Raw genomic sequence first — 21,180 nt, forward strand, 5'->3', positions numbered from 1 at the left:
CTTTTAAATTTTAGTGTTCACTAGTCAACATCAAACATCCCTCCATAACCTTGACCTTCACAGGTAGATCAACCCAAAATACCGCTTGGATTAACCAATGGCTTTTAATATGAATCTCACCAATGGGTGTGTGTTGGTGGCAGTTCTGGCCCAGTTGGTAAGAGTGGTACACTTCCCTGATTTTTAGCTGACGTTGTTGGTTTTTAGTTTATGGAAGGCATTTGTCGGACGCATGCTTCTTGTTGCTCATAATAACCTCACTGCAGGTTTCTGATTGGATGCTATAAGCCAATAAAGAATGATAATTCTGCTTCTATGTTTGATATTTATAACCTGGGTGTCTCTCAATTTGAGGGCATTTCAGGCATTAAGGTGAGAATTCTATTTTGATTATTTTTGGAGGTTATAATAATTGAAGGGTGTGAGTGTTTGGTAAAATTGGTCGAAAAAAATGGTGAAGTATTTTTTAAATTAATCTTTTGCTTTTAAATAATGGTGGAGGCAGGCTATCCAGATTTCTTTGGGTCTTGCTTGATGGTTTTGTCACGATTGACGCAGTCATTTTGAGTCTTACCAGTTTATTTAATATTTTTGGCTTCGGTTGTTTTGTATAAGTGGGTATTGGGGGAGATTAATTTGCAGCGTTTGCTGGTCCATGTTTTTATAGTGGCTGGGCTGAATTGGTTTAGGTTAAACCGAGCACATCCACTATAAAAAATAGGAGGTTACGGGTTTTGATGAGGGTGCCTAAACCGAAAAGAAAAACCAAGGATAAATCCCTTGATCCATACTAAGGATCGCATCATCAAACACAAGAATGGAATGCTCAAGCTGGCAGAAGATCTCGGCAAAATCACCAAAACTTGTAAGATGTGTGATGTATCGAGAGACACCTTCTATCGGTACAAAGAAGCTGTTTTAAGCGGCGGCGAGGGTGTGTTTTTTGAGAAAGATTGGCGGGTACCTAACCACAAATCGAGTTGATACTGCCATCGAAGATGGTCCTATTGACCTATACCCTGCAAGAGCCTGCCCGTGGAAAAGTTTGGGGATCTAATGAACTACGTAAATGTGGTGTATTTGTATCTCCCAATGGTGTTCGAAGCATCTGGTAATGGCATATCCTGGTCAACTTTAAATTGTGATTAAAAGCGCTTAGGGCCAAGTTGGCTAAAGAGGGGATGATACTCACCGAGTTACAAGTTCAGGCTTTAGAGTGAAAGTGGCATGATGAAGTCTGGAGGGTGTTTAAAACTCTGTGTCAGCCAGGAAGCTATAAGTTGCTTTACATAGATATTTCAATGTACCTCCTATTTTGTATTGAAGCGGGCATTATGCCCGCTTCAATACATCACTTCCTGTGAACGACTATTTTTTAGTAACTCCATTTCTACAGCCTGTGGGGGGAGGTTCCGCAAGAGCGAAACCTCAATACTGGTATTTATAATCTTCTCTATATGTATTTCGTTACGCCCAGCTCAGCAAATAAGAAATATTCTCAAAGTCACCAGATGGTGTGATTGGAGTCAGTTAATGCTGTGACTCACAGCGGCTTACCACCACAATGCACCGCCGGTCTGATATTCGATAATGCGGGTTTCAAAAAAGTTTTTCTCTTTGCGCAGATCTATAATCTCAGGCAGGTCCATAATCTCAGAAACCACTGGAACGGGTTTAACACGTTAGGGGATTGTTCTTTGGGGGCTTGCTGACTGGGTGACGGTTAGCAATGCGCTGGAAGAAGCTACTTGGTGAGAGTGAGAGTGAGAGTGAGAGTGAGAGTGAGAGTGAGAGTGAGAGTGAGAGTGAGAGTGAGAGTGGGAGCTCACTCTGCTAAAACGTTAATGAGTGACTCATTAACTGGGACTTAGCAGGCTCCACTAAAAGTACTCCGAGGGGGCAAAGTGTAATGTAATAAGTATTAAGCCTGGAGGGATCCGGTGGAGTGGTAGGGAACGCCTTTCACGCTTATGTTTTAACTATTCAGAATCAGATAAAAAAAACGGGCTGAAAGCCCGTTTTCAATACTTCTCTTCCTGTGAGCGACTACTTTTTCCTTTTGTAGTAATTCACTGGCCGGAAGCCTCTCTTACCACTGCAGCGCGCCGCCGGTTTGGTATTCGATAACGCGGGTTTCAAAGAAGTTTTTCTCTTTGCGCAGGTCCATAATTTCAGACATCCACGGGAATGGGTTCTGAGCGCCAGGGAACTGCTCTTTCAGGCCCAGCTGGCTGAGGCGGCGGTTGGCGATAAATTGGAGGTATTCCTCCATCATATTTGCATTCATGCCGAGTACGCCGCGGGGCATAGTGTCGCGGGCGTAGGCCACTTCGAGTTCCATACCTTCGAGAATCATCTGGGTCACCTCCTGCTGGAATTCCGCCGTCCACAGGTGTGGGTTTTCCAGCTTGATCTGGTTGATCACGTCGATGCCGAAGTTCAGGTGCATGGACTCGTCGCGCAGGATGTACTGGAACTGTTCGGCAACACCAGTCATTTTATTGCGGCGGCCCATGGACAGGATCTGGCTGAAGCCACAGTAGAAGAAGATACCCTCGGTAACGGCATAGAAGGCGATCAGGTTGCGCAGCAGCTCCTGGTCGGATTCAACGGTGCCGGTTTTGAAGTTGGGGTCGCCAATGGCCTGGGTGTGGGACAGGCTCCAGGCGGCCTTTTTGGCAACGGCGGGCACTTCGCGGTACATATTGAAGACTTCGCCTTCATCCATGCCCAGGGATTCTACACAGTACTGGTAGGCGTGGGTGTGGATCGCTTCTTCGAAAGACTGGCGTAGCAGGTACTGGCGGCACTCCGGGTTGGTGATATGGCGGTAAATAGCCAGTACCAGATTGTTGGCAACCAGGGAGTCTGCAGTGGAGAAATAACCCAGGGAATACTCCACGATGCGACGCTCGTCCTCGGTCAGACCGTTGGGGTCTTTCCACATGGACACGTCTTTATTCATATTGATTTCCTGGGGCATCCAGTGGTTGGCGCAGCCGTCCAGGTATTTTTGCCAGGCCCAGTCGTATTTAAAGGGCACCAGCTGGTTGAGGTCCGCACGGCAGTTGATAATACGCTTTTCATCCACCTGGATGCGGGCTGCACCCATTTCCAGTTCTTCCAGGCCGGGCGCTGGGTCCAGGCTGGCAACGGCTGCACGTGCAGCCTCAACAGCGGCGGAGCCATTTTTTGTGGTGGAGCTCGCTGGAGCTTCCGCAGAGTAAGAAGCGCTGGGCTCTTGTACGGATTTCGCCTGGGGCTCCGCTGCGGTCTGCGCCTTAACGGCTTTTTCGGGTTGTTGGGGCTTTGTCTCGAAATCGTCCCAGCTCAGCATAGTCGGCCCTTTTAATCGGTCTCGTTATCGGAAATTCGATATTAATTTCTGTGTTCTTCCTGGCGCTACATTCGTAGAGCGAGGCCAGGGGTGCTATTCCGGAATTTTCCGGTAGTGGTCAATCGCTGCAGGTATTTTTACCCCAGCGGGGCACAAAGTTTCTGTGCCAGATCAATTATCACTTTGCTTTTAGCCAAAATTTATTTTTGGGTTTTTGCCGCACGGCTGTGAGGTTTATGGCAAAGTTTTTTTCGTAGTTTTCATGCGCCGCACCTTTGTGCGGGTTACTGAAAACGTAGTTGGGAAAAAACGCAGACGATCCCCGGCCCGAAAATTCTTCCCGGTTTTTGCAGCCGGGTGGGCCGGGGTCGTTGCGCATGGTCATGCCCGCACTTGCGGTTACGACGCTCTCCCCCGAGAGTGAGTACAGGCCCCAGGAGGGGCCAAATTTTTACTGACAGGCTTCGCAGTCTGGATCGTCCAGAGAGCAAGCCTGCGGCACTGCAGCCGGTGCGGGTGCAGCCTGTTCTACGGGCGCTGCTGCGGCGGCACCATTGCTGCTGCCGTGTGCGCTTACCGCGTTCAGGGTGCCGCTGTTTACAGTAGATTTCTCTGTGGTAGTGGCAGCCAGGGCACGCAGGTAGTAAGTGGTTTTCAAGCCGCGGAACCAAGCCATGCGATAGGTTAGGTCCAGCTTCTTGCCATCAGCGCCGGCAATATACAGGTTCAGGGATTGGGCCTGGTCGATCCACTTCTGGCGACGGCTGGCGGCATCCACAATCCAACGCGGTTCCACTTCAAACGCGGTGCGGTATTTTGCTTTCAGGTCTTCTGGTACGCGATCGATTTTCTGTACAGAACCCTCGTAGTATTTCAGGTCGTTAACCATGACCTGGTCCCACAGGCCGCGATCTTTCAGATCGTGTACCAGGTAGGGGTTTACTACGGTGAATTCGCCGGACAGGTTCGATTTCACATACAGGTTTTGATAAGTCGGTTCGATCGACTGGGAAACCCCGGTGATATTGGCAATGGTCGCGGTAGGGGCGATCGCCATCACGTTGGAGTTGCGCATACCCTGGGCTTTTACTTTTTCGCGCAGGCCGTTCCAGTCCAGAGTGGAGCTGGTGTCCTGATCGATAAATTGCTGGCCGCGCTGCTCAGCCAGGATCTGGATGGAATCCAGTGGCAGAACACCCTTGCTCCACAGGGAGCCTTCGTAGGTCTGGTACTTGCCGCGCTCAGCAGCCAGGTCGCTGGAAGCGGAGATGGCTTCGAAGCTAATCGCTTCCATGGTGTTGTCGGCGAAGGCGACGGCTTCATCGCTGGCGTAGGCGATGCCGGCTTTGTACAGCGCGTCCTGGAAGCCCATCAGGCCCATGCCCACAGGGCGGTGACGCATGTTGGACTGACGTGCACTTTCAACCGCGTAGTAATTAATGTCGATCACGTTATCGAGCATACGTACCGCGGTTTTTACGGTATTAGCCAGTTTGGTGCGGTCGAGTTCACCGTTTTCACCAATGTGTTGAGCCAGGTTGACGGAGCCCAGGTTACACACGGCGATTTCGTCGTCGGCCTTGGTGTTGAGCGTGATCTCGGTGCACAGGTTGGAGCTGTGAACCACACCGGCGTGTTGCTGCGGGCTGCGCAGGTTGCAGCTGTCTTTAAAGGTGATCCAGGGGTGGCCGGTTTCGAACAGCATGCCCAGCATCTTGCGCCATAGGTCGAGCGCGCGGATCTTCTTGAACAGACGCAGCTTGCCTTCGGCAGCCAGTTGCTCGTAGTGGTTGTAGCGCTCTTCAAAGGCGGTGCCGAACAGGTCGTGCAGGTCTGGGCAATCGGCTGGGGAGAAGAGGGTCCACTCTTTGTCTTCGAACACGCGCTTCATAAACAGGTCGGGGACCCAGTTGGCGGTGTTCATATCGTGGGTACGGCGGCGGTCGTCACCGGTGTTTTTGCGCAGCTCGAGGAATTCCTCGATATCCAGGTGCCAGGTTTCCAGGTAGGCACACACAGCGCCTTTGCGCTTACCGCCCTGGTTGACCGCTACAGCGGTGTCATTGGCCACTTTCAGGAAGGGCACAACACCTTGGGACTTGCCGTTGGTGCCTTTGATATAGGAACCGAGGGAGCGCACCGGCGTCCAGTCGTTGCCGAGGCCGCCGGCCCACTTGGACAGCATGGCGTTGTCGCGGATAGCACCGTAAATACCGTGCAGGTCGTCCGGTACTGTAGTCAGGTAGCAGGAGGACAGCTGCGGGCGCAGGGTGCCGGCGTTGAACAGGGTCGGCGTGGAGCTCATGTAGTCGAAAGAGCTCAACAGGTTGTAGAACTCTACCGCGCGCTCGTTCTTGTTTTCTTCGTTAATGCTGAGGCCCATGGCGACGCGCATAAAGAAAATCTGTGGCAGCTCGAAACGAATATCGTCACTGTGCAGGAAGTAGCGGTCGTACAGGGTCTGCAGGCCCAGGTAGGTAAACTGGTGATCGCGCTCGCCTTTTAAAGCTCCGCCGAGTTTTTCCAGGTCGAAGGTGGCCAGGGCTGGGTCCAGCAGGTCCAGCTCGATACCCTTTTTCACGTAAGCGGGCAGAGTGGAAGCGTAGAGTTTTTCCATCTCGTGCTGGGTGGCGCGCTCGGCGATATCGAGGAAGCGTAGGGCTTCGGAGCGCAGCTTGTCTAGCAGTAGGCTGGCTGTGGCGTAAGTGTAATTTGGCTCTTTTTCAACCAGAGTACGCGCAGTAATTACCAGGGCGGTATTGATATCGTTTTCGGAGACGCCGTCGTAAAGGTTCTTCAGGGCCTCGCTGAGGATGGCCTCGGCGTTGACGTCTTTCAGACCTTCACAGGCCTCGCTGACAACAGTGCGCAGGCGCTCCATATCCAGGGGAACGAGGCTGTCGTCGTCGAGTTTAACGCGGATGCTGGGGTGCGCATCGACGGCCTGTTCGGTTTGACTGGCACTTTTTTCTTTTTCTGCACGCAGGCGTGCGTGCTCTTCGCGGTAGAGTACGTAGTCGCGGGCAACCTTGTGTTCACCGGCGCGCATCAGGGCCAATTCCACCTGGTCCTGAATTTCCTCGATATGAATAGTGCCGCCAGAGGGCATGCGACGCTTAAAAGTGGCGCTGATCTGGCCAACCAGCTCCTCGACTTGCTCGTGTACACGGCTGGACGCAGCGGCGGTGCCGCCTTCAACAGCGAGAAAGGCCTTGGTAACGGCAACGGAAATTTTGCCATCGTCGTAGGGGACAACGGTACCATTGCGCTTGATGACGCGGGTCTGGCCCGGTGCGGTGGCGGCCAGAGTGGTGCCGTCAGTAGCCTGGTCGCTGGTTGTGCCTGATTTTGCCGCAGGCACGGTTTGAGAGCGCCCTGTCTCTGTGTGCATGTAAATCTCCGAAAGGTTTGTATTGTTGTCTGTCCGCGTGTGTTCACCAGAACAGCGCCACTGGACTGCGTGGCATGTGCGGAGCGAGTCCATCGCTTGGCCAGTGATTCCTCTCACACCGTGAAGGCACTGGAAACAGGCGGCTCGGTGGCCGGTGTTCAGTTAAGCTTTGCCGGCTGCTGCCTGTGGCGGATCATTCCTTTCCGCCCGCTTACCTCTGATTCTGCTTTGAAAAAAGCAGCGTCTGGCACCGGCCGCCAAAAAGTGTGGCGGAGTGCCGGGATTCGCCCCTAGATTTGGGGATGCTCAAGGTCCCTTACCCCAATATATAGGGGGTATGCCTCGAGCGCGCTACAAGATAATGCGGTAGGCGGGTCAGTTCAAGCCGAATAACTTTGTGGTTGTTTGTGGATAAATTGTGGGTAGGCGTGTTGAGTCAGTAGCCACTTCTGCGGCAGGTCCCGCCACAGCTGGGCTGCATGGCATTTGTCAGTGAAGGGAGAAGGGTAATACAAGCTCTTACAATTTTTTTTAATAGCCGGGGCGTTCTAAATTAACAACGGCAATAACCATTTGCGAATGTGCGCAATTTGAGCAAGTTGGTACTAAGATGATCAGTTTTGTGGCGTGATTTTTTTGTTGCAACATGGCTGGTTATTATTTGTTCACCCGCATTATTTCGCTTGAATCTGTATTTTGATGTCACGAAAAAAGTGCGTGGTCGTTTTTTATACGGATGTCAGTTGGTGGAGGGGTGGTAGGGCGGAGGATGGGCCAGTCGACAGGTTGTAAATAACGCCATCGACCGGCGCATAAAAAACCTTACTGGCTGTGCTCCTGTAAAAACTCCATGAGTGCTTTCTGTGCATGTAGGCGATTTTCCGCCTCGTCCCACACCTTGGAAATACGCTCGTCCTCCAGTAATTCGGCGCTGACTTCCTCACCGCGGTGCGCTGGCAGACAATGCATGAAAATTGCGTCTTCGTTGGCGTGGCTCATCAGCTCGTGATTCACTTGGTAGCGGTCGAAGGCTTCGCTGCGAGCTTGTTGTTCTGTCTCCTGGCCCATTGAAGCCCATACATCGGTACTGACCCAGTCGGCATCGCGCACGGCCTCTACAGGGTTATGCACAACTTTTACCCGATCGCCGGCGGCAGCGACAATATCGGCATCTGGAGCATATCCTTGGGGGCAAGAGATACGTAGTTCAAAGTCGCAAAGCCGCGCCGCATTGATATAGGAGTGACACATATTGTTGCCGTCGCCCACCCAGGCCACCACTTTGCCCGCGGGGCTGCCGCGGTGTTCGACGAAAGTCTGGATATCGGCGAGTAACTGGCAGGGGTGGTAACTGTCAGATAAAGCATTGATTACGGGCACTCGTGAGTGGGCTGCGAAGCGCTCCACATTTTGATGGCCGAAGGTGCGGATCATCACCATGTCGACCATGCGTGAGATCACCCGAGCGCTGTCTTCGATAGGCTCGCCGCGCCCCAGTTGGGTGTCGCGCGGTGACAGAAACAGGGCGCTACCGCCCATCTGTGCCATACCGGCTTCGAAAGAGACGCGGGTGCGGGTGGAAGACTTTTCAAAAATCATCCCCAGCACTTTGCCGCGAAAAAGGTCGGTAGTAATGCCCTGGTTGCGTAGGGTTTTTAATTCGATAGCGCGCTCGATAATTTGTTTTAGCTCCTCTGCGGAGAGATCCATTAAGGTGAGGAAATGCCTGGTCGCCATAAATTGTTCTCCTTTGAGTGCTTCAGACTGCCTGCGGGGTAAATTGTTGAATCAGAGTGCTGACATTGTCGGCCAGTTGCTGGCACTCCTCGTCAGTAAGGGTGAGTGGAGGCAGTAGCCGCACCACATTGCCGGCGGTGACGTTGATCAGTAACGCCTTCTCCCTAGCCCGCTCAACCAGCTCAGCGCAAGGGTGGTTGAGTTCAATACCGATCATCAGACCCTGTCCGCGAATATCCACTACCCCAGGGCAATCGCCCAGTCGCATGCGCAGGGAGTGTAGTAATTGTTCGCCCAATTTTTCTGCGCGCTCGATTAACCACTCGCCCTGAAGAGTCTCCAGCACTGCAAGACTGGCACGGCAAGCGAGAGGGTTGCCGCCGAAGGTCGAACCGTGGCTGCCAGCGGTGAAAAGGCCGGCAGCCTTGCCACGGGCGAGACAGGCGCCGATAGGGACACCATTGCCGAGCCCTTTGGCGGTGGTTAATACATCCGGCACTATGTCGGCGTGCTGGTAGGCAAACATTCTGCCGCTGCGACCGTTGCCGGTCTGGATCTCATCCAACATTAACAGCCAGTCGTGTCGATCGCAGAGTGTACGAAGTTGTTTTAGGTAGTCGGTATCTGGTACGCGGACACCGCCTTCCCCTTGTATTGGTTCCACCAGTATGGCGACGATATCGCTGTGCTGTTCTGCCAGGTTTTCAATGGCTTGCACATCGTTGAAAGGCACCCGCAAAAAACCCTCGGGTAAGGGGGCGAAGCCCTGTTGTGCCTTTTCATTGCCTGTTGCCGTAAGCGTGGCGAGGGTTCGCCCATGGAAAGCGCCCTCCATAACCACAATTTGCGGTGTCACCAGCCCGCGCTCATTACCGAGTTTACGCGCTAGCTTGATAGCGGCCTCATTGGCCTCAGCACCGGAGTTGGAGAAAAATACATTATCCATACCCGATAGGAATACGAGCCGGTCGGCCAACTGCTGTTGGGGAGGAATGTTGTACAGGTTGGATACATGCAGCAGGGTGTTGGCCTGCTCCTGTAGGGCTTCGGTGACTTTGGGATGGCAGTGGCCAAGACCGCAGACGGCGATACCGGAAATAGCGTCCAGGTAGCGGTGGCCGCGATCATCCCACACGTAGTTTCCCTCGCCGCGGACCAGGGTCAGGGTCCTTTCGCCATAGTTGTGCATCAGTGTGTGGGGGGGCACTGAGACGCCTCCTTATTTAATCGTTGGGCTTGTTTAATAGAAGTTATTTCCGCAGATAATTCTGTTTGGTGTATTTTAATCTGCAAATTATATCGTTGAGCTAATGCTAACACAGCCTTTACGGCGTGTGGGCCATCTATTTGATTTCTCTTTGTAAAGGATGGGGCCATTGGGGAGTGGTGCGCATTTTTTGGCTATGCACTGCTGCGGGTACTTATTCCCCCCTGCGCTGAGGTACAATGGCCGACCGTGCGCAATGGCTGGGTGCCGATGCGATACACGTTAATAAATTTGCTTCCACCACCTGAGGTTTCTCACGCTTATGGATACACTGGAGAACATCAAACAGCAGATTGCTGACAACGACATTCTGCTCTACATGAAAGGTAGCCCCAACGCGCCCCAGTGCGGCTTTTCCATGCGCGCCTCCCAGGCGATGATGGCCTGCGGTAAGCGCTTTGCTTATGTGGATATCCTGGCTAATCCAGATATTCGCGCTGAATTGCCCAAGTACGCCAATTGGCCGACTTTCCCTCAGCTTTGGGTGAAGGGTGAGTTGATCGGCGGTTGCGACATCATTATGGAAATGTATGAAAATGGTGAGCTGAAAACCCTGATCGATGAGGCATCGGCGGAGAGTGAAGGCGAAGGTTAATTTTCGTTTTTGCTTCGATGTATCTGCCTGGTGAAAGCGGCAGTACATGGTTGAGAATAAAAAACCGCAGTTGAAACTGCGGTTTTTTTATACCTGTTAAGGTTGTTCTATTTATTTGCCAGAGTGGCCGGCTGCAGTTTCCATTTGAGTTTGCAGGTAGTTTTGAATGCCCACTTTGTCAATCAGTTCGAGCTGAGTCTCCAGCCAGTCGACATGCTCTTCTTCGGAGTCGAGAATTTTTTCCAGTAATTCACGGCTGCCGTAATCGCGTACCGATTCACAGTAGGCGATGGCTTCGCGCAGATCGGGAATTGCTTTGGATTCAATCTTCAAGTCGCACTTGAGCATTTCCTCGGTATTCTCACCGATCATCAATTTGCCCAGGTGCTGCAGATTGGGGATACCCTCAAGGAACAGGATACGCTCGATCAGCCAATCGGCGTGTTTCATTTCATCGATGGATTCGTGGTATTCCTGTTTGCCCAGCTCTTTTAAACCCCAGTTGTCGTACATGCGCGCATGCAGAAAATACTGGTTGATAGCTACCAGCTCATTGCCCAGTACTTTATTTAAATGTTCGATAACCTTGGGATCGCCTTTCATAGCTTTTGCTCCTGTGGCCCTGCGAGCTAGATAACACCCTCAGAGAATTCCTATTTGTTGGTTACTTGAAATAAGTAGCAATAAAAAGTCACTAAATTGTGTTAGTCACTTATGTCTGCAGCTGACCGATTTCCCACAATTTATTTTAGGGTGATAGCTGCAATCCGGGCCGAGTTTGCGTTGCGATTTGCGGCAAGTCAAGAAGAAGTTGTTAGCTGCGGAATGCAGAAAAAACACGGGTTTTAACACGAATTTGGCCGAAAATAGCAACGAAAATGATTCTTGTTTAGGTTGCAGTGTCAGCTGGCGAGCTTTTTCTGAATAGCGGATATTATTTGCTGAATTTCAGTGGAGTCGGTTTCACTCTTAATAAAGTTTTTATTGTCGTTGGCTAGACGTTGCAGATAATTAAATAGTGCAGTCTTGTCTTTTTCCCTTTGGCAAACTTCGGCGAGATGTTCCAGTGCGTTGAGTATGTGGCGCATAAAAACGCCATTGGCGCGGCCGTGTTCGACGATTTCATCCAGTGAAGCATCAAGCAGCTGAGTAAATTCCAATTTGCAGCTGATTAGGCGTAAAGCTCCGCTGGAGTCAGTAAAACAATTCGCAGGTTCCGGTCTTTGCAGCACAGTACCGAGACCCTCAATGAGGCGGTCAACACAAGAATAGGCTGTGAAAGGATCATTAATACCGGGGGATAATGCACGTACTGCAATCTGTGATAACTGGCGCACAGAAAAAACAATGTTCTGCTCGGCAGTGGGCAATGCGCCAATTTGTAGGGCGGACTGCAGTGGTGGAATTATCTTTTCAGGGTTGTCGCCCTGATAAATTCTGCCGATGTGTCCCCAGTGATGCACATAGGAGCCTGGGTGACAATTGACCTGCACACAGCAATTAAATTTTCCGCAATGGCAATCATTTTTTCCCGGTCGATGATTTGTATATAGCCCCCGCGGGGAGTGGGTAAGGGGATCCGCCCAGGCCCCAATGCCAGGCGCTCAGTATCGAAGTGCTCGCCGCGTTTGGGCTCTGTTGAGCTTGGGTATTCACGGTTTATTGCCTGGTGGAATTCCAGGTTGATCTGGTGGGCGATGTTATCCACTTGGATGGATTGCGCCACGTTGTGGATGAAATAAACGAGGTAGTCGACGCTGATTAGAGTGAGCAGTAATGCAACTTGGATAGTAAAGCCATAGGTAGTGATTTCCCCAGTGCTACCCTCAATACCGCGCATTGTGACCAGTGCATAGACATAAGTTGAGAGAAAGATCCCGAGGGACCCCTGGGTACTGCGATCGCGGATAAAATTTCTTACCAGGTGAGGGCCAAACTGGTTGGAGGCAAGGGTCAGGGCCACCACAGTAATTGAGAATACAGTACCGGCAACTGTAATAGTTGAACCGGCAATTACCGAGAGCAAGGCGCGTGCGCTGTTAACGTCGGTCATATGCAGCCAGTCGAGAGTGGCGATATGGCCTGTTTCAAATAGAGGCAGTGCGCTTAAAAGGGCGTCCAGCTGACGCATCAGGTAGGCGAGCAGCAACGCCGACAGAATCATCACGAGTGGCACACTCCAAAAGCTGGAGCGAAGCCGTTCATAGAGGTGTAAGAGGTGCTTCTTCATGGGCAAAGCTGAGCACATTGATGTGCACCCAGCTTAGCGCACCGAGTGTGATTGCCAGAAGTCTAGGGAAAGCTGCAGGGGTAGGGCTTGAGGTACAACTGGCCGCCATTCATGGCAATCTATTCGTGCGCGGCGGCCAAAATGAGAACTTAGCTGGCGGAGTAAAATAGCCCGTTGGTGGCCGAGGAAATCATTCCGGTACCCAGGGTTTCACTGATAATTTCCTTGGTCTGCTCGGCACAGCGACCGCACTGGGAAGAAACCCCGAGCTGGCGTCTTAAGGCCTTCACAGAAGTGGAGCCATCGTAGACAGCCTCTTTGATTTGGCGGTCGGTTATACCTTTACAGATACATACATACATCGTCGTGGGCTCTGCTCGATTTCTGTTCAATACTAGACTGATGTGAATCCTATTGCAATTGAGAATGAGTGTCAATAAGATTCCGGAAAGATCAAAAAGCGACCTCTATGTTTCTTTTTTATGCGAATTATCGGTTGTTTTTTCCTAATTTGAGGTCTGGTTCACGCATAGCTTTTCCGCTATCAGGCTCATTAAAAAAATTTATGGGCCTGCAATAAGTGGATGTGTATCATAGCGGCCCACTATCAATTCCTATTCAATTTATAGCTGTTGCGTATAAATTGAACACTTCACTCTCTTTATCAACAACCCATCATTGGATTGAGGAGGTTTTCATGGCAGTACTGGTAGGCAAGCCGGCTCCGGACTTCACCGCTGCAGCGGTATTGGGTAATGGCGAAATCGTCGATACCTTTAACCTGAAAGAAGCGATTAAAGGTAAGAAAGCAGTAGTTTTCTTCTATCCGCTGGACTTCACCTTCGTATGTCCTTCTGAGCTGATCGCTTTCGACCACCGCTTTGCCGAGTTCGAAAAGCGTGGTGTTGAGGTAATCGGTGTTTCCATCGACTCTCAGTTCTCTCACAACGCATGGCGTAACACCCCGGTCAACGACGGTGGTATCGGCCCCGTAAAATACACTCTGGTTGCCGATGTTAAGCACGAAATCTGCCAGGCGTACGACGTAGAAGCTGACGCTGGCGTCGCTTTCCGTGGCTCTTTCCTGATCGATGAGGAAGGTTTGGTTCGTCACCAGGTTGTGAACGATCTGCCACTGGGCCGCAACGTTGACGAAATGCTGCGTATGGTTGATGCTCTGGCGTTCCACCAGGAGCATGGCGAAGTTTGCCCGGCCGGTTGGCAGGAAGGCGACAAAGGTATGAACGCTTCTCCGGAAGGCGTAGCGGCTTACCTGAGCGAGAACGCTGAGAAGCTGTAAGCTCAAGTTCGCTGGGCTAGCTCGAAGCTAGTCCCGATGCAGAAAAAACCGCCGAAAGGCGGTTTTTTCGTTTTAATGAGTGCCAATACGCAGATCTATGCGGGTGGCATGGGGATTCACACAGGACTAATGGCAAGCGACTAGAATTCAGCAGTCAGTCCTGCGTGGCGCCTAAATAGAGTTTTTGCCCGTTGGCTGCTAGTCTTATCTGCATGTACCGGATTGCTTTGGCGGCTCGATTTGCTTATGAGACCTGCAATTCTTTCAAATATCGTCTACCACCTACGCGCCTGGAAGGCGTGTACCATTCTTTCACTACTGCTCCTATGCGCTGTGGCGCTACCTGTGCGGGCGATGGATATAGACGCCAGGGCCAAGGAGTTCGATCGATACTTCCGCAAGATGATGGCTGGCAAGTCGATCCCCGGTGGTGCCTATGTCATTGTTGATGGCAACCGGGTGGTGGCCATGGACACTTACGGTGTGCGCACACGCGGAAAGAAAGGTAAGGTGGATTCGGATACCGTTTTTCGCCTGGCCTCGGTCTCAAAGACCTTTGCCGCCAGTATGGCCACTCTGTTGGAGCATGAGGAGCGCTTTAATTGGGATGACAAGGTCGTCAATTATGTGCCGGATCTCAGCTTTAAGACGCCGTCCCTGTCTCGCCAGCTGCAGGTAGAGCATTTACTCAGTCACTCCTCCGGCTTAACGCCCAATGCCTACGATGATTATCTGGAGGACAATAAGCCGCTCAGCAAAATATTGCCGAAATTCGCCAATATTGACCCACGCTGTACTCCGGGAAAATGCTATGGCTACCAGAATGTGCTGTTCAGCCTGATTGAAGATGTGATTCTTGAGGCGACAGGTACCACCTTTGCCAAACAACTCAAGACGCGAATCTTTGTACCGCTGAAAATGCAGAATGCCTCGGTAGGTTGGGAGAGCTTTATGGCCTCAGACAACCGCGCCGCGCCCCATGTGCAAACAGGCAGTGGCTGGCGCCCGGTGAAAGTGGAAAAAGAGTACTATTTCGCCGCCCCAGCAGCGGGTGTCAACGCCAGTATTTCGGATATGGCCCAGTGGTTGAAAGCACAAATGGGTTACTACCCCAAGGTACTTTCTCCCGCAATGATCGAGGATATGACCACCGAGCGAGTGTCCACTCAGCGCCATATGCGCCACCGTATCTGGCGAGATTACCTATCTCATGCAGGTTATGGCCTAGGCTGGCGTCTCTACACCATTGGTGATGACCGCATTATCTATCATGGTGGCTGGGTGGCAGGTTTCCGTGCGGCAGTGGCCTACTCGGAGAAACTGAAAATCGGTATCGCCATCTTGCTGAATGCCGAATCCCGGGTGATCTCCGATATGACCGCCAACTTTGTGATCGATGTGACCGGCAGCAAGGGCAAAGCCGCTACGCTCAAGGCTAAGGCCAGTCGCAAGCGTTAGTTGACTGTGCAATAGTCAATAATGCACTCCCCTTAAAGCCCCAGCTGGTGGGGCTTTAAGGAGAAGTCCCAACTCTAAAATGTCTTCTTGAAACCCCGCCGTTTCCCGTAAAGTCTTAGCTGAATAGCGAATTACTGTCAGCGCCGTTTGCGTTACGGCATCATGCAGATATCCTCTATTTCCAGCTTTGCCCTTGAAACCTGTCAGCAGGTCCCAATATTTGCTCCCTGTTCCGATTGACGTGTATGGGGAGACCTACAGATGACCGTTGAGGCCCACAAAGAGAGCCACGGGTTCCAGACAGAAGCCAAGCAACTGCTGCACCTGATGATCCACTCGCTCTACTCCAATAAGGAGATTTTCCTGCGCGAGCTGGTATCCAATGCCTCCGATGCCGCTGACAAGCTGCGCTTTGAGGCGCTGTCGAAGCCAGAATTATTTGCCGATGATACGGACCTGCGTATTCGTATCGAGTTCGATAAAGATGCGGGCACCCTAACCATTACCGATAACGGTATTGGTATGAGCCGTGACGAAGTGATCGAAAACCTCGGTACCATCGCTCGCTCCGGTACCTCCGCCTTTATGCAGCAACTCACCGGTGACCAGAAAAAAGACGCGCACCTGATCGGTCAGTTTGGTGTTGGTTTTTACTCAGCATTTATTGTCGCCGATAAAGTGGATGTGTTTACTCGTCGCGCAGGTGCGGAAGCCGATCAGGGTGTGCACTGGGAGTGTCACGGCGAAGCGGAATATTCCGTAGAAAATGCAGAGTTGCCCCAGCGCGGTACTCGCGTTGTTCTGCACCTGAAAGAAGATGCCAAAGAGTTTGCCGATGGTTGGCGCCTGCGCTCCATTATTAAAAAGTACTCCGACCACATCGCTATTCCGGTAGAGATGCTGAAAGAGGAAATGCCGGCGGCAGAGGGCGAGGAAGAAAAAGAAGAGAAGGCGCCCGAGTTTGAAGCGGTCAATGCGGCCCAGGCGTTGTGGACCCGCCCGCGCTCCGAAGTGAAAGCCGAGGAGTACAAAGAATTCTATAAGCATATTTCCCACGACTTTGATGACCCACTCAGCTGGAGCCATAACCGCGTTGAAGGCAAGCAGGATTACACTAGCCTGTTGTATATCCCGGCGCGCGCACCTTTTGACCTGTATCAGCGCGATGCCGCCCGCGGCCTCAAGCTTTATGTACAGCGCACTTTTATCATGGACGACGCCGAGCAGTTCCTGCCGCTGTACCTGCGTTTCGTGAAGGGTGTACTGGACTCCAACGATCTGCCGCTAAACGTTTCCCGTGAAATCCTGCAAAAAGACCGCAATACCGATGCGATCAAAAGCGCACTGACTAAGCGTGTGCTGGATATGCTGGATAAGCTGGCGAAGAAGGACGGTGACGAGTACCAGAAATTCTGGGACCTGTTTGGCAATGTGCTGAAAGAGGGGCCGGCCGAGGACTTCTCCAATAAAGAGAAAGTGGCCAAGCTGCTGCGCTTCGCCACCACGCATACCGATACCGACAAGCAAGATCAGTCTCTTGAAGACTACGTCAGCCGCATGAAAGATGGCCAAAAGGCGATCTACTACGTGTGCGCAGACAACTTCGCGACAGCGAAATCCAGCCCCTACCTGGAAGTATTCCGCAAGAAGGGTATCGAGGTGCTGCTGCTCACCGATCAGGTGGACGAGTGGTTCGTGGGCCATATGAACGAGTTTGATGGTAAACCGTTCCAGGACGTGGCCAAAGGCGCGCTGGACCTGGGTGAAGCCGAGAGCGAAGAGGATAAAGCCGAACGCGAGAAAGTTGAGAATGAGTCCGGTGCGCTGGTTGAGCGCGTTCAGTCTGTTCTGGATAGCCGTGTGGAGTCCGTACGCGCTACCACTCGCCTGGTGGACTCGCCGGCGTGTCTGGTGGTGAGCGAACAGGATATGGGTCCGCAGATGCGCCGTATCCTCGAACAGGCTGGACAGGCGGTACCAGAGGCTAAACCGATTTTTGAAATCAACCCATCGCACCCGCTGGTACAGCGCCTGGATCAGGAGCAGGATGAGGATCGCTTTGCCGATCTCACCAATATTCTGATGGATCAGGCCAACTTGGCGGCGGGCAACCAGCTAACAGATCCAGCCGACTACGTGCGTCGCCTGAATACACTGCTGCTGGAAATGCACGACTAAGTTTTAATCAGTCGTTATTGGCTTTCAGGAGCCTGGCGCGGTGAATTCTTCGGAAGTTCTTGCGCCTTATTTCTGCGGCCTCAGCGGAACAGCCCGGTTGTGCAACCGGTAGCTTGTCCCGCTGGGGCCGTTTTCCGTTTTTGGCGTGTTAATTTGTAACTTTACACGCGAGATCCTGATAGTTGAACCCTTTGGGCTGAGCGGGTCATACCTCTATAATCCCTGCCCTCGAGAAGCTTTATCGGTATCAATATGCAAAAGGAAACTTCCAACCCTCTCTCCATCGCTGTATTGGGCGGCGGTAGTTTCGGTACGGCCATTGCTAATATTATTGCGGGTAATGGTCACGATACCCGCCAGTGGATGCGGGATTCGGAGAGCGCGGAAGCCTGTCGGGAAACCCGTGAGAACAGCAAGTATTTGCCCGGAGTGGCCCTGCACCCAGAACTTTGTATCAGCAGCGACCTGCAGGAAGTGGTACGGAACTGCAATATTGTATTTGTCGCTATCCCCAGTAAATCTTTCCGTGAAGTGGTCCGCCGGGTAGCCCCGCTGCTAAAACCGGGCACCATGTTGATTTCCACCACTAAGGGAATAGAGCACGACAGTTTTCATTTGATGAGCGATATCCTGCGCGAGGAGACCCAGGGTATGCGCGTGGGGGTGCTGAGCGGGCCCAACTTCGCTAAGGAAATTGTCGCAGGTCACTACACAGCAACCGTGGTTGCCAGTGAAGATGAAGCGCTGTGCAAGGATATCCAGTCCGCGCTGCACTCCGAGACCTTCCGCGTTTACTCCAGTAACGATGTATTTGGCGTGGAACTGGCGGGGGCGCTGAAAAATATTTATGCCATTGTCACCGGTATGGCGGCGGCCTTGGACCGGGGGCAAAATACCATCAGCCTGCTGATTACCCGTTCTCTCGCAGAGATGATGCGCTTTGCTGAGGCTATGGGTGCAGACCCTATGACTTTTATCGGCCTCGCCGGCGTTGGCGATTTAATCCTGACCTGTTCGTCCGACCTCAGCCGTAACTACCGGGTAGGTTATTTGGTGGGCAAGGGCAAGCCTTTGGATCGTGCTGTCGCGGAAATCGGTCAGGTTGCCGAAGGGGTGAATACGGTTCGTCTGATTAAAAAGAAAGCGGATGAAATGGGTGTCTACATGCCCTTGGTTTCCGCAATTCACGCCATATTATTTGAAGAGCGACCGATTCCTGAGGTAATTCGCAATTTAATGTCGGGCGCGCAAACTTTTGATGTGGCCTACTCGGCCAAGCCTTGATGGAAGCCTCTTATGAAAAATGATGATTTAAAGCGCAACCTGACTTCCGGGAACCAGTGGGTGCGGCTGATCTATATGGTGCTGTTTGCGATCTGCCTGCAGATTGCCAGCTGGGTGCTGCTCGCGGTGGTTGTGCTGCAGTTCCTGTTCTCGATTATTGGTGGCAGTGCCAATGATAATTTGCGTCGTTTTGGCGACCAGCTCGCCTCCTATATTTATCAGGCGATACAGTTTTTAATTTACAACTCTGAGGAAAAGCCTTTTCCTTTTGCAGAGTGGCCGGAATCTGAAGTGGACGATCTCTCCGGTTACGAGGGCGCGCAAGAGGTTAATGCAGAAGTTATGGCTTCCGATGATGAAGCCGAGGCCGAGAAAAAAACTGAGTCCAAAAAGGAAGAAGAAGCCGAGGAGGCCATTATCCTCGGTAGTGATGACGGTAAGCCCGAGCTGGTAGAGGAGAGTGCAGAGGAGTCCTCAACGCCCTTCAGTGAGCAGAAGGGTGAGTCTGACAAGCGCGGCGACACACACTAAACCGATTGAGGCGAAGTCAATGCAGCTGTTTATCCTGCGTCATGGTAAGGCCGAACCCATGTACGGTAACGATGCCGGCCGCGCGCTTACGGAGCGCGGTCGTAAGCAGGTGGCGCAGGTATGCAAAGAGCGCGCTGGGGAGTTGTCTTCCGTGCGCGCTATTTGGGCGAGCCCCTTTGTGCGTACTCAGCAGACAGCTGATATTGTCTCCGCCCACTTGGGGTTGCCTGTTGTTACCGAGTCATTGCTGATTGGCGATACCGATCCGCAGCAGCTACTCGACAAGTTACAGGAACAGCAAGCCGATCATTTCCCTCTTCTCCTGGTGAGCCATCAACCACTGGTGGGTAGCCTGTTGAACGGTCTCTGCGGTAGTGGCAATCAACACCCGATGGGGACTTCCAGCCTCGCCTGTGTCAGCTCGGAGGTCTGGGCCAATGGTTGTGCTGAGTTGCAGTGGTTACAGCACGCCGGCTAGCCATTTTTCCCTCCGGTTTTTACCCTTTGCCTTCAAATCCCTAGGTTGCTGGCGCTAACTGTCATTGCCTGCGGGCCTTTGGACCTGCACCATCTGGCTCTTTAATATTCACTTTCTTCTGGAATCAGCGCGCATGAAGCAAGCCGCCCCCCGTGAGATCAGCCTGGAATTCGACAGCAAGACCATTGCCGCAAAGCAGTGGGGGGATGGCACAGGGGAGCCGGTATTGGCACTGCACGGATGGCTGGATAATTGCGCCAGCTTTGATCGTCTGGCCCCACTCTTGAAAGGCGTTAATTTGGTCGCCGTGGATATGGCAGGCCATGGGCGCAGCTACCATCGGTCTCCCCATGCTAATTACAATATTTGGGAAGAAGCTGAGGATATTATTGGTGCCTCCGAAGCACTGGGCTGGCGCAGTTTTTCTTTATTGGCCCATTCCCGCGGCGCTATTGCTAGTGTGATAACGGCAGGCACCTTTCCCAAACGCATCAAACGCCTGGCCCTGATTGATGGCCTGGTACCCCCTGCTACCAAGGATAGCGAGGCGCCGGAAATTCTCGCTAAGGCTATCGCCCAGCGTGCCCGTTACAGCCAGCGCAGGGCAAAGATTTACCCCACTTTTGAGGGAGCGGTAGAAGCGCGTATGAACGGCATGTTCCCGCTGACAGAATGGGCGGCGCGTGCGCTGGCCGAGCGGGGGACCCTGCCACTAGAAGGTGGCTTCACTTGGAGTAATGATCCGCGCCTGATGGCGGCGTCCTCCGCCAAGCTTAACGAGGCACAGGTGCGCGCTTTTCTATCCCGCCTGAGTATGCCGGTGCGCCTGGTGCTGGCGAAGGAGGGGATTGCGAATATGATTGAGCGGCTGCGCCCAGTGTTGGAGAGCTATAAAACGATCGAGGTTAGGGAGATACCCGGCAGCCATCACCTGCATATGGAAGAGGGCGCCGAGGGCATTGCCGAGTGGTTTGGTCCCTTCCTGCGTGGAGAAGCTTAGAAGGGCACCCGCTTTGAGTAACTGCCGGGGTCCATTTCACGCACTTCTACCGAGACCGCCGGTACCCCATCGGCAAATTGGCACAGGCAGTTAAAAACCGCTGAACTCAACGCTTCCCGCTCGCGGTTGTTGCGGCCTGCCAGTAGGCGGATTTCCGCGTGAATAAAGCTATCGCCGTGCTCACCGGCAATAAATTGGTCGTAGGGCTTGGCGCGGGTTTTGATGGTATGGGAGGCGAATAAGCCGGAGCTATGCATTGCCTCTTGAGCCGAGCTGACCAGGGCGGCGACAGAAATACGTTCTTCTAGATTCTTGGCGTACTCAATAACCAGATGGGGCATAGTGGCTCACTCCGTGATTGCGGGCGGCCCAGGGGACCGCACGTTGCTAGCTC

At 52.5% G+C, this 21,180-nt stretch carries 19 protein-coding genes and 1 pseudogene; 10 read left to right on the top strand and 10 right to left on the bottom strand.

The window, feature by feature from the left end; all coding sequences use genetic code 11:
- Positions 1–10: 10 nt before the first annotated feature.
- Positions 11–172, bottom strand: coding sequence for a SymE family type I addiction module toxin (locus ACJJIV_RS16660; protein WP_444889673.1), 162 nt, complete (start codon positions 170–172; stop codon positions 11–13).
- 608 nt (positions 173–780) lie between these two features.
- Between ACJJIV_RS16660 and ACJJIV_RS16665 the strand changes: the two genes are divergently transcribed.
- A complete protein-coding gene (locus ACJJIV_RS16665) occupies positions 781–984 on the top strand; it encodes a helix-turn-helix domain-containing protein (protein WP_444889674.1) in 204 nt (67 codons plus the stop codon).
- Between the two features lie 1,105 nt (positions 985–2,089).
- Here ACJJIV_RS16665 and ACJJIV_RS16670 read toward each other — a convergent pair.
- From ACJJIV_RS16670 to ACJJIV_RS16680, 3 genes are all read right to left on the bottom strand, one after another.
- Positions 2,090–3,337: a ribonucleotide-diphosphate reductase subunit beta gene (locus ACJJIV_RS16670; RefSeq protein ID WP_444889675.1), complete on the bottom strand. Its 1,248-nt coding sequence runs from the start codon at positions 3,335–3,337 to the stop codon at positions 2,090–2,092.
- A 178-nt stretch (positions 3,338–3,515) separates the two neighbouring features.
- A complete protein-coding gene (locus ACJJIV_RS16675; protein ID WP_444889676.1) occupies positions 3,516–3,722 on the bottom strand; it encodes a hypothetical protein in 207 nt (68 codons plus the stop codon).
- A 66-nt stretch (positions 3,723–3,788) separates the two neighbouring features.
- The gene (locus ACJJIV_RS16680) at positions 3,789–6,728 is read right to left on the bottom strand and encodes a ribonucleoside-diphosphate reductase subunit alpha (RefSeq protein WP_444889677.1); all 2,940 of its coding nucleotides are present in this window, start codon (positions 6,726–6,728) and stop codon (positions 3,789–3,791) included.
- A gap of 39 nt (positions 6,729–6,767) precedes the next feature.
- Here ACJJIV_RS16680 and ACJJIV_RS16685 point away from each other — a divergent pair, with 39 nt between their 5' ends.
- On the top strand, positions 6,768–7,022 hold the full coding sequence (locus ACJJIV_RS16685; RefSeq protein ID WP_252082866.1) for a hypothetical protein: 255 nt from the start codon (positions 6,768–6,770) through the stop codon (positions 7,020–7,022).
- 528 nt (positions 7,023–7,550) lie between these two features.
- Here the strand turns inward: ACJJIV_RS16685 and argF are convergent.
- Positions 7,551–8,465, bottom strand: coding sequence for an ornithine carbamoyltransferase (argF, locus tag ACJJIV_RS16690; RefSeq protein ID WP_444889678.1), 915 nt, complete (start codon positions 8,463–8,465; stop codon positions 7,551–7,553).
- 22 nt (positions 8,466–8,487) lie between these two features.
- Entirely contained in the window at positions 8,488–9,672 is a 1,185-nt protein-coding gene (locus ACJJIV_RS16695; RefSeq protein ID WP_444889679.1) for an acetylornithine transaminase, read from the bottom strand.
- Between the two features lie 322 nt (positions 9,673–9,994).
- On the opposite strand from ACJJIV_RS16695, the gene grxD reads away from it, so the two are divergent.
- On the top strand, positions 9,995–10,327 hold the full coding sequence (gene grxD, locus ACJJIV_RS16700; RefSeq protein WP_252082862.1) for a Grx4 family monothiol glutaredoxin: 333 nt from the start codon (positions 9,995–9,997) through the stop codon (positions 10,325–10,327).
- Between the two features lie 111 nt (positions 10,328–10,438).
- On the opposite strand, the gene bfr is transcribed toward grxD, so the two are convergent.
- From bfr to ACJJIV_RS16715, 3 genes and pseudogenes are all read right to left on the bottom strand, one after another.
- Complete coding sequence (gene bfr, locus ACJJIV_RS16705) at positions 10,439–10,930, bottom strand: bacterioferritin (RefSeq protein WP_252082861.1); 492 nt, start codon at positions 10,928–10,930, stop codon at positions 10,439–10,441.
- 299 nt (positions 10,931–11,229) lie between these two features.
- Positions 11,230–12,575 (bottom strand): annotated as a pseudogene (locus ACJJIV_RS16710) (DUF2254 domain-containing protein).
- A 131-nt stretch (positions 12,576–12,706) separates the two neighbouring features.
- Positions 12,707–12,949, bottom strand: coding sequence for a bacterioferritin-associated ferredoxin (locus ACJJIV_RS16715; RefSeq protein WP_444889680.1), 243 nt, complete (start codon positions 12,947–12,949; stop codon positions 12,707–12,709).
- Between the two features lie 305 nt (positions 12,950–13,254).
- Between ACJJIV_RS16715 and ACJJIV_RS16720 the strand changes: the two genes are divergently transcribed.
- The 7 genes from ACJJIV_RS16720 to ACJJIV_RS16750 all read left to right on the top strand — a co-directional run bounded on the left by ACJJIV_RS16720 (position 13,255) and on the right by ACJJIV_RS16750 (position 20,786).
- On the top strand, positions 13,255–13,857 hold the full coding sequence (locus ACJJIV_RS16720) for a peroxiredoxin (protein ID WP_252082857.1): 603 nt from the start codon (positions 13,255–13,257) through the stop codon (positions 13,855–13,857).
- A 246-nt stretch (positions 13,858–14,103) separates the two neighbouring features.
- A complete protein-coding gene (locus tag ACJJIV_RS16725) occupies positions 14,104–15,315 on the top strand; it encodes a serine hydrolase domain-containing protein (RefSeq protein WP_252082855.1) in 1,212 nt (403 codons plus the stop codon).
- A 261-nt stretch (positions 15,316–15,576) separates the two neighbouring features.
- Positions 15,577–17,493: a molecular chaperone HtpG gene (htpG, locus tag ACJJIV_RS16730; protein ID WP_252082854.1), complete on the top strand. Its 1,917-nt coding sequence runs from the start codon at positions 15,577–15,579 to the stop codon at positions 17,491–17,493.
- 252 nt (positions 17,494–17,745) lie between these two features.
- Positions 17,746–18,777, top strand: coding sequence for an NAD(P)H-dependent glycerol-3-phosphate dehydrogenase (locus ACJJIV_RS16735; protein WP_252082853.1), 1,032 nt, complete (start codon positions 17,746–17,748; stop codon positions 18,775–18,777).
- A gap of 12 nt (positions 18,778–18,789) precedes the next feature.
- Complete coding sequence (locus tag ACJJIV_RS16740; RefSeq protein WP_444886899.1) at positions 18,790–19,308, top strand: DUF4389 domain-containing protein; 519 nt, start codon at positions 18,790–18,792, stop codon at positions 19,306–19,308.
- Between the two features lie 19 nt (positions 19,309–19,327).
- Entirely contained in the window at positions 19,328–19,786 is a 459-nt protein-coding gene (gene sixA, locus ACJJIV_RS16745) for a phosphohistidine phosphatase SixA (protein ID WP_252082850.1), read from the top strand.
- 133 nt (positions 19,787–19,919) lie between these two features.
- Positions 19,920–20,786: an alpha/beta fold hydrolase gene (locus tag ACJJIV_RS16750; protein WP_252082848.1), complete on the top strand. Its 867-nt coding sequence runs from the start codon at positions 19,920–19,922 to the stop codon at positions 20,784–20,786.
- On the opposite strand, the gene ACJJIV_RS16755 is transcribed toward ACJJIV_RS16750, so the two are convergent.
- Positions 20,783–21,127: a 5-carboxymethyl-2-hydroxymuconate Delta-isomerase gene (locus ACJJIV_RS16755; protein WP_252082845.1), complete on the bottom strand. Its 345-nt coding sequence runs from the start codon at positions 21,125–21,127 to the stop codon at positions 20,783–20,785. The two genes, ACJJIV_RS16750 and ACJJIV_RS16755, sit on opposite strands and share 4 nt — an antisense overlap.
- Between the last annotated feature and the right edge of the window lie 53 nt (positions 21,128–21,180).

It is taken from the genome of Microbulbifer mixtoriginis (SeqCode) (assembly GCF_052466765.1).

What these genes read in the sequence shown, in the direction of transcription:
- ACJJIV_RS16670 (WP_444889675.1), bottom strand. Translation starts at nt 3,337, where the DNA reads ATGCTGAGCTGGGACGATTTCGAGACAAAGCCCCAACAACCCGAAAAA.
- ACJJIV_RS16675 (WP_444889676.1), bottom strand. Translation starts at nt 3,722, where the DNA reads ATGACCATGCGCAACGACCCCGGCCCACCCGGCTGCAAAAACCGGGAA.
- ACJJIV_RS16680 (WP_444889677.1), bottom strand. Translation starts at nt 6,728, where the DNA reads ATGCACACAGAGACAGGGCGCTCTCAAACCGTGCCTGCGGCAAAATCA.
- argF (WP_444889678.1), bottom strand. Translation starts at nt 8,465, where the DNA reads ATGGCGACCAGGCATTTCCTCACCTTAATGGATCTCTCCGCAGAGGAG.
- grxD (WP_252082862.1), top strand. Translation starts at nt 9,995, where the DNA reads ATGGATACACTGGAGAACATCAAACAGCAGATTGCTGACAACGACATT.
- bfr (WP_252082861.1), bottom strand. Translation starts at nt 10,930, where the DNA reads ATGAAAGGCGATCCCAAGGTTATCGAACATTTAAATAAAGTACTGGGC.
- ACJJIV_RS16720 (WP_252082857.1), top strand. Translation starts at nt 13,255, where the DNA reads ATGGCAGTACTGGTAGGCAAGCCGGCTCCGGACTTCACCGCTGCAGCG.
- ACJJIV_RS16725 (WP_252082855.1), top strand. Translation starts at nt 14,104, where the DNA reads ATGAGACCTGCAATTCTTTCAAATATCGTCTACCACCTACGCGCCTGG.
- htpG (WP_252082854.1), top strand. Translation starts at nt 15,577, where the DNA reads ATGACCGTTGAGGCCCACAAAGAGAGCCACGGGTTCCAGACAGAAGCC.
- ACJJIV_RS16735 (WP_252082853.1), top strand. Translation starts at nt 17,746, where the DNA reads ATGCAAAAGGAAACTTCCAACCCTCTCTCCATCGCTGTATTGGGCGGC.
- ACJJIV_RS16740 (WP_444886899.1), top strand. Translation starts at nt 18,790, where the DNA reads ATGAAAAATGATGATTTAAAGCGCAACCTGACTTCCGGGAACCAGTGG.
- sixA (WP_252082850.1), top strand. Translation starts at nt 19,328, where the DNA reads ATGCAGCTGTTTATCCTGCGTCATGGTAAGGCCGAACCCATGTACGGT.
- ACJJIV_RS16750 (WP_252082848.1), top strand. Translation starts at nt 19,920, where the DNA reads ATGAAGCAAGCCGCCCCCCGTGAGATCAGCCTGGAATTCGACAGCAAG.
- ACJJIV_RS16755 (WP_252082845.1), bottom strand. Translation starts at nt 21,127, where the DNA reads ATGCCCCATCTGGTTATTGAGTACGCCAAGAATCTAGAAGAACGTATT.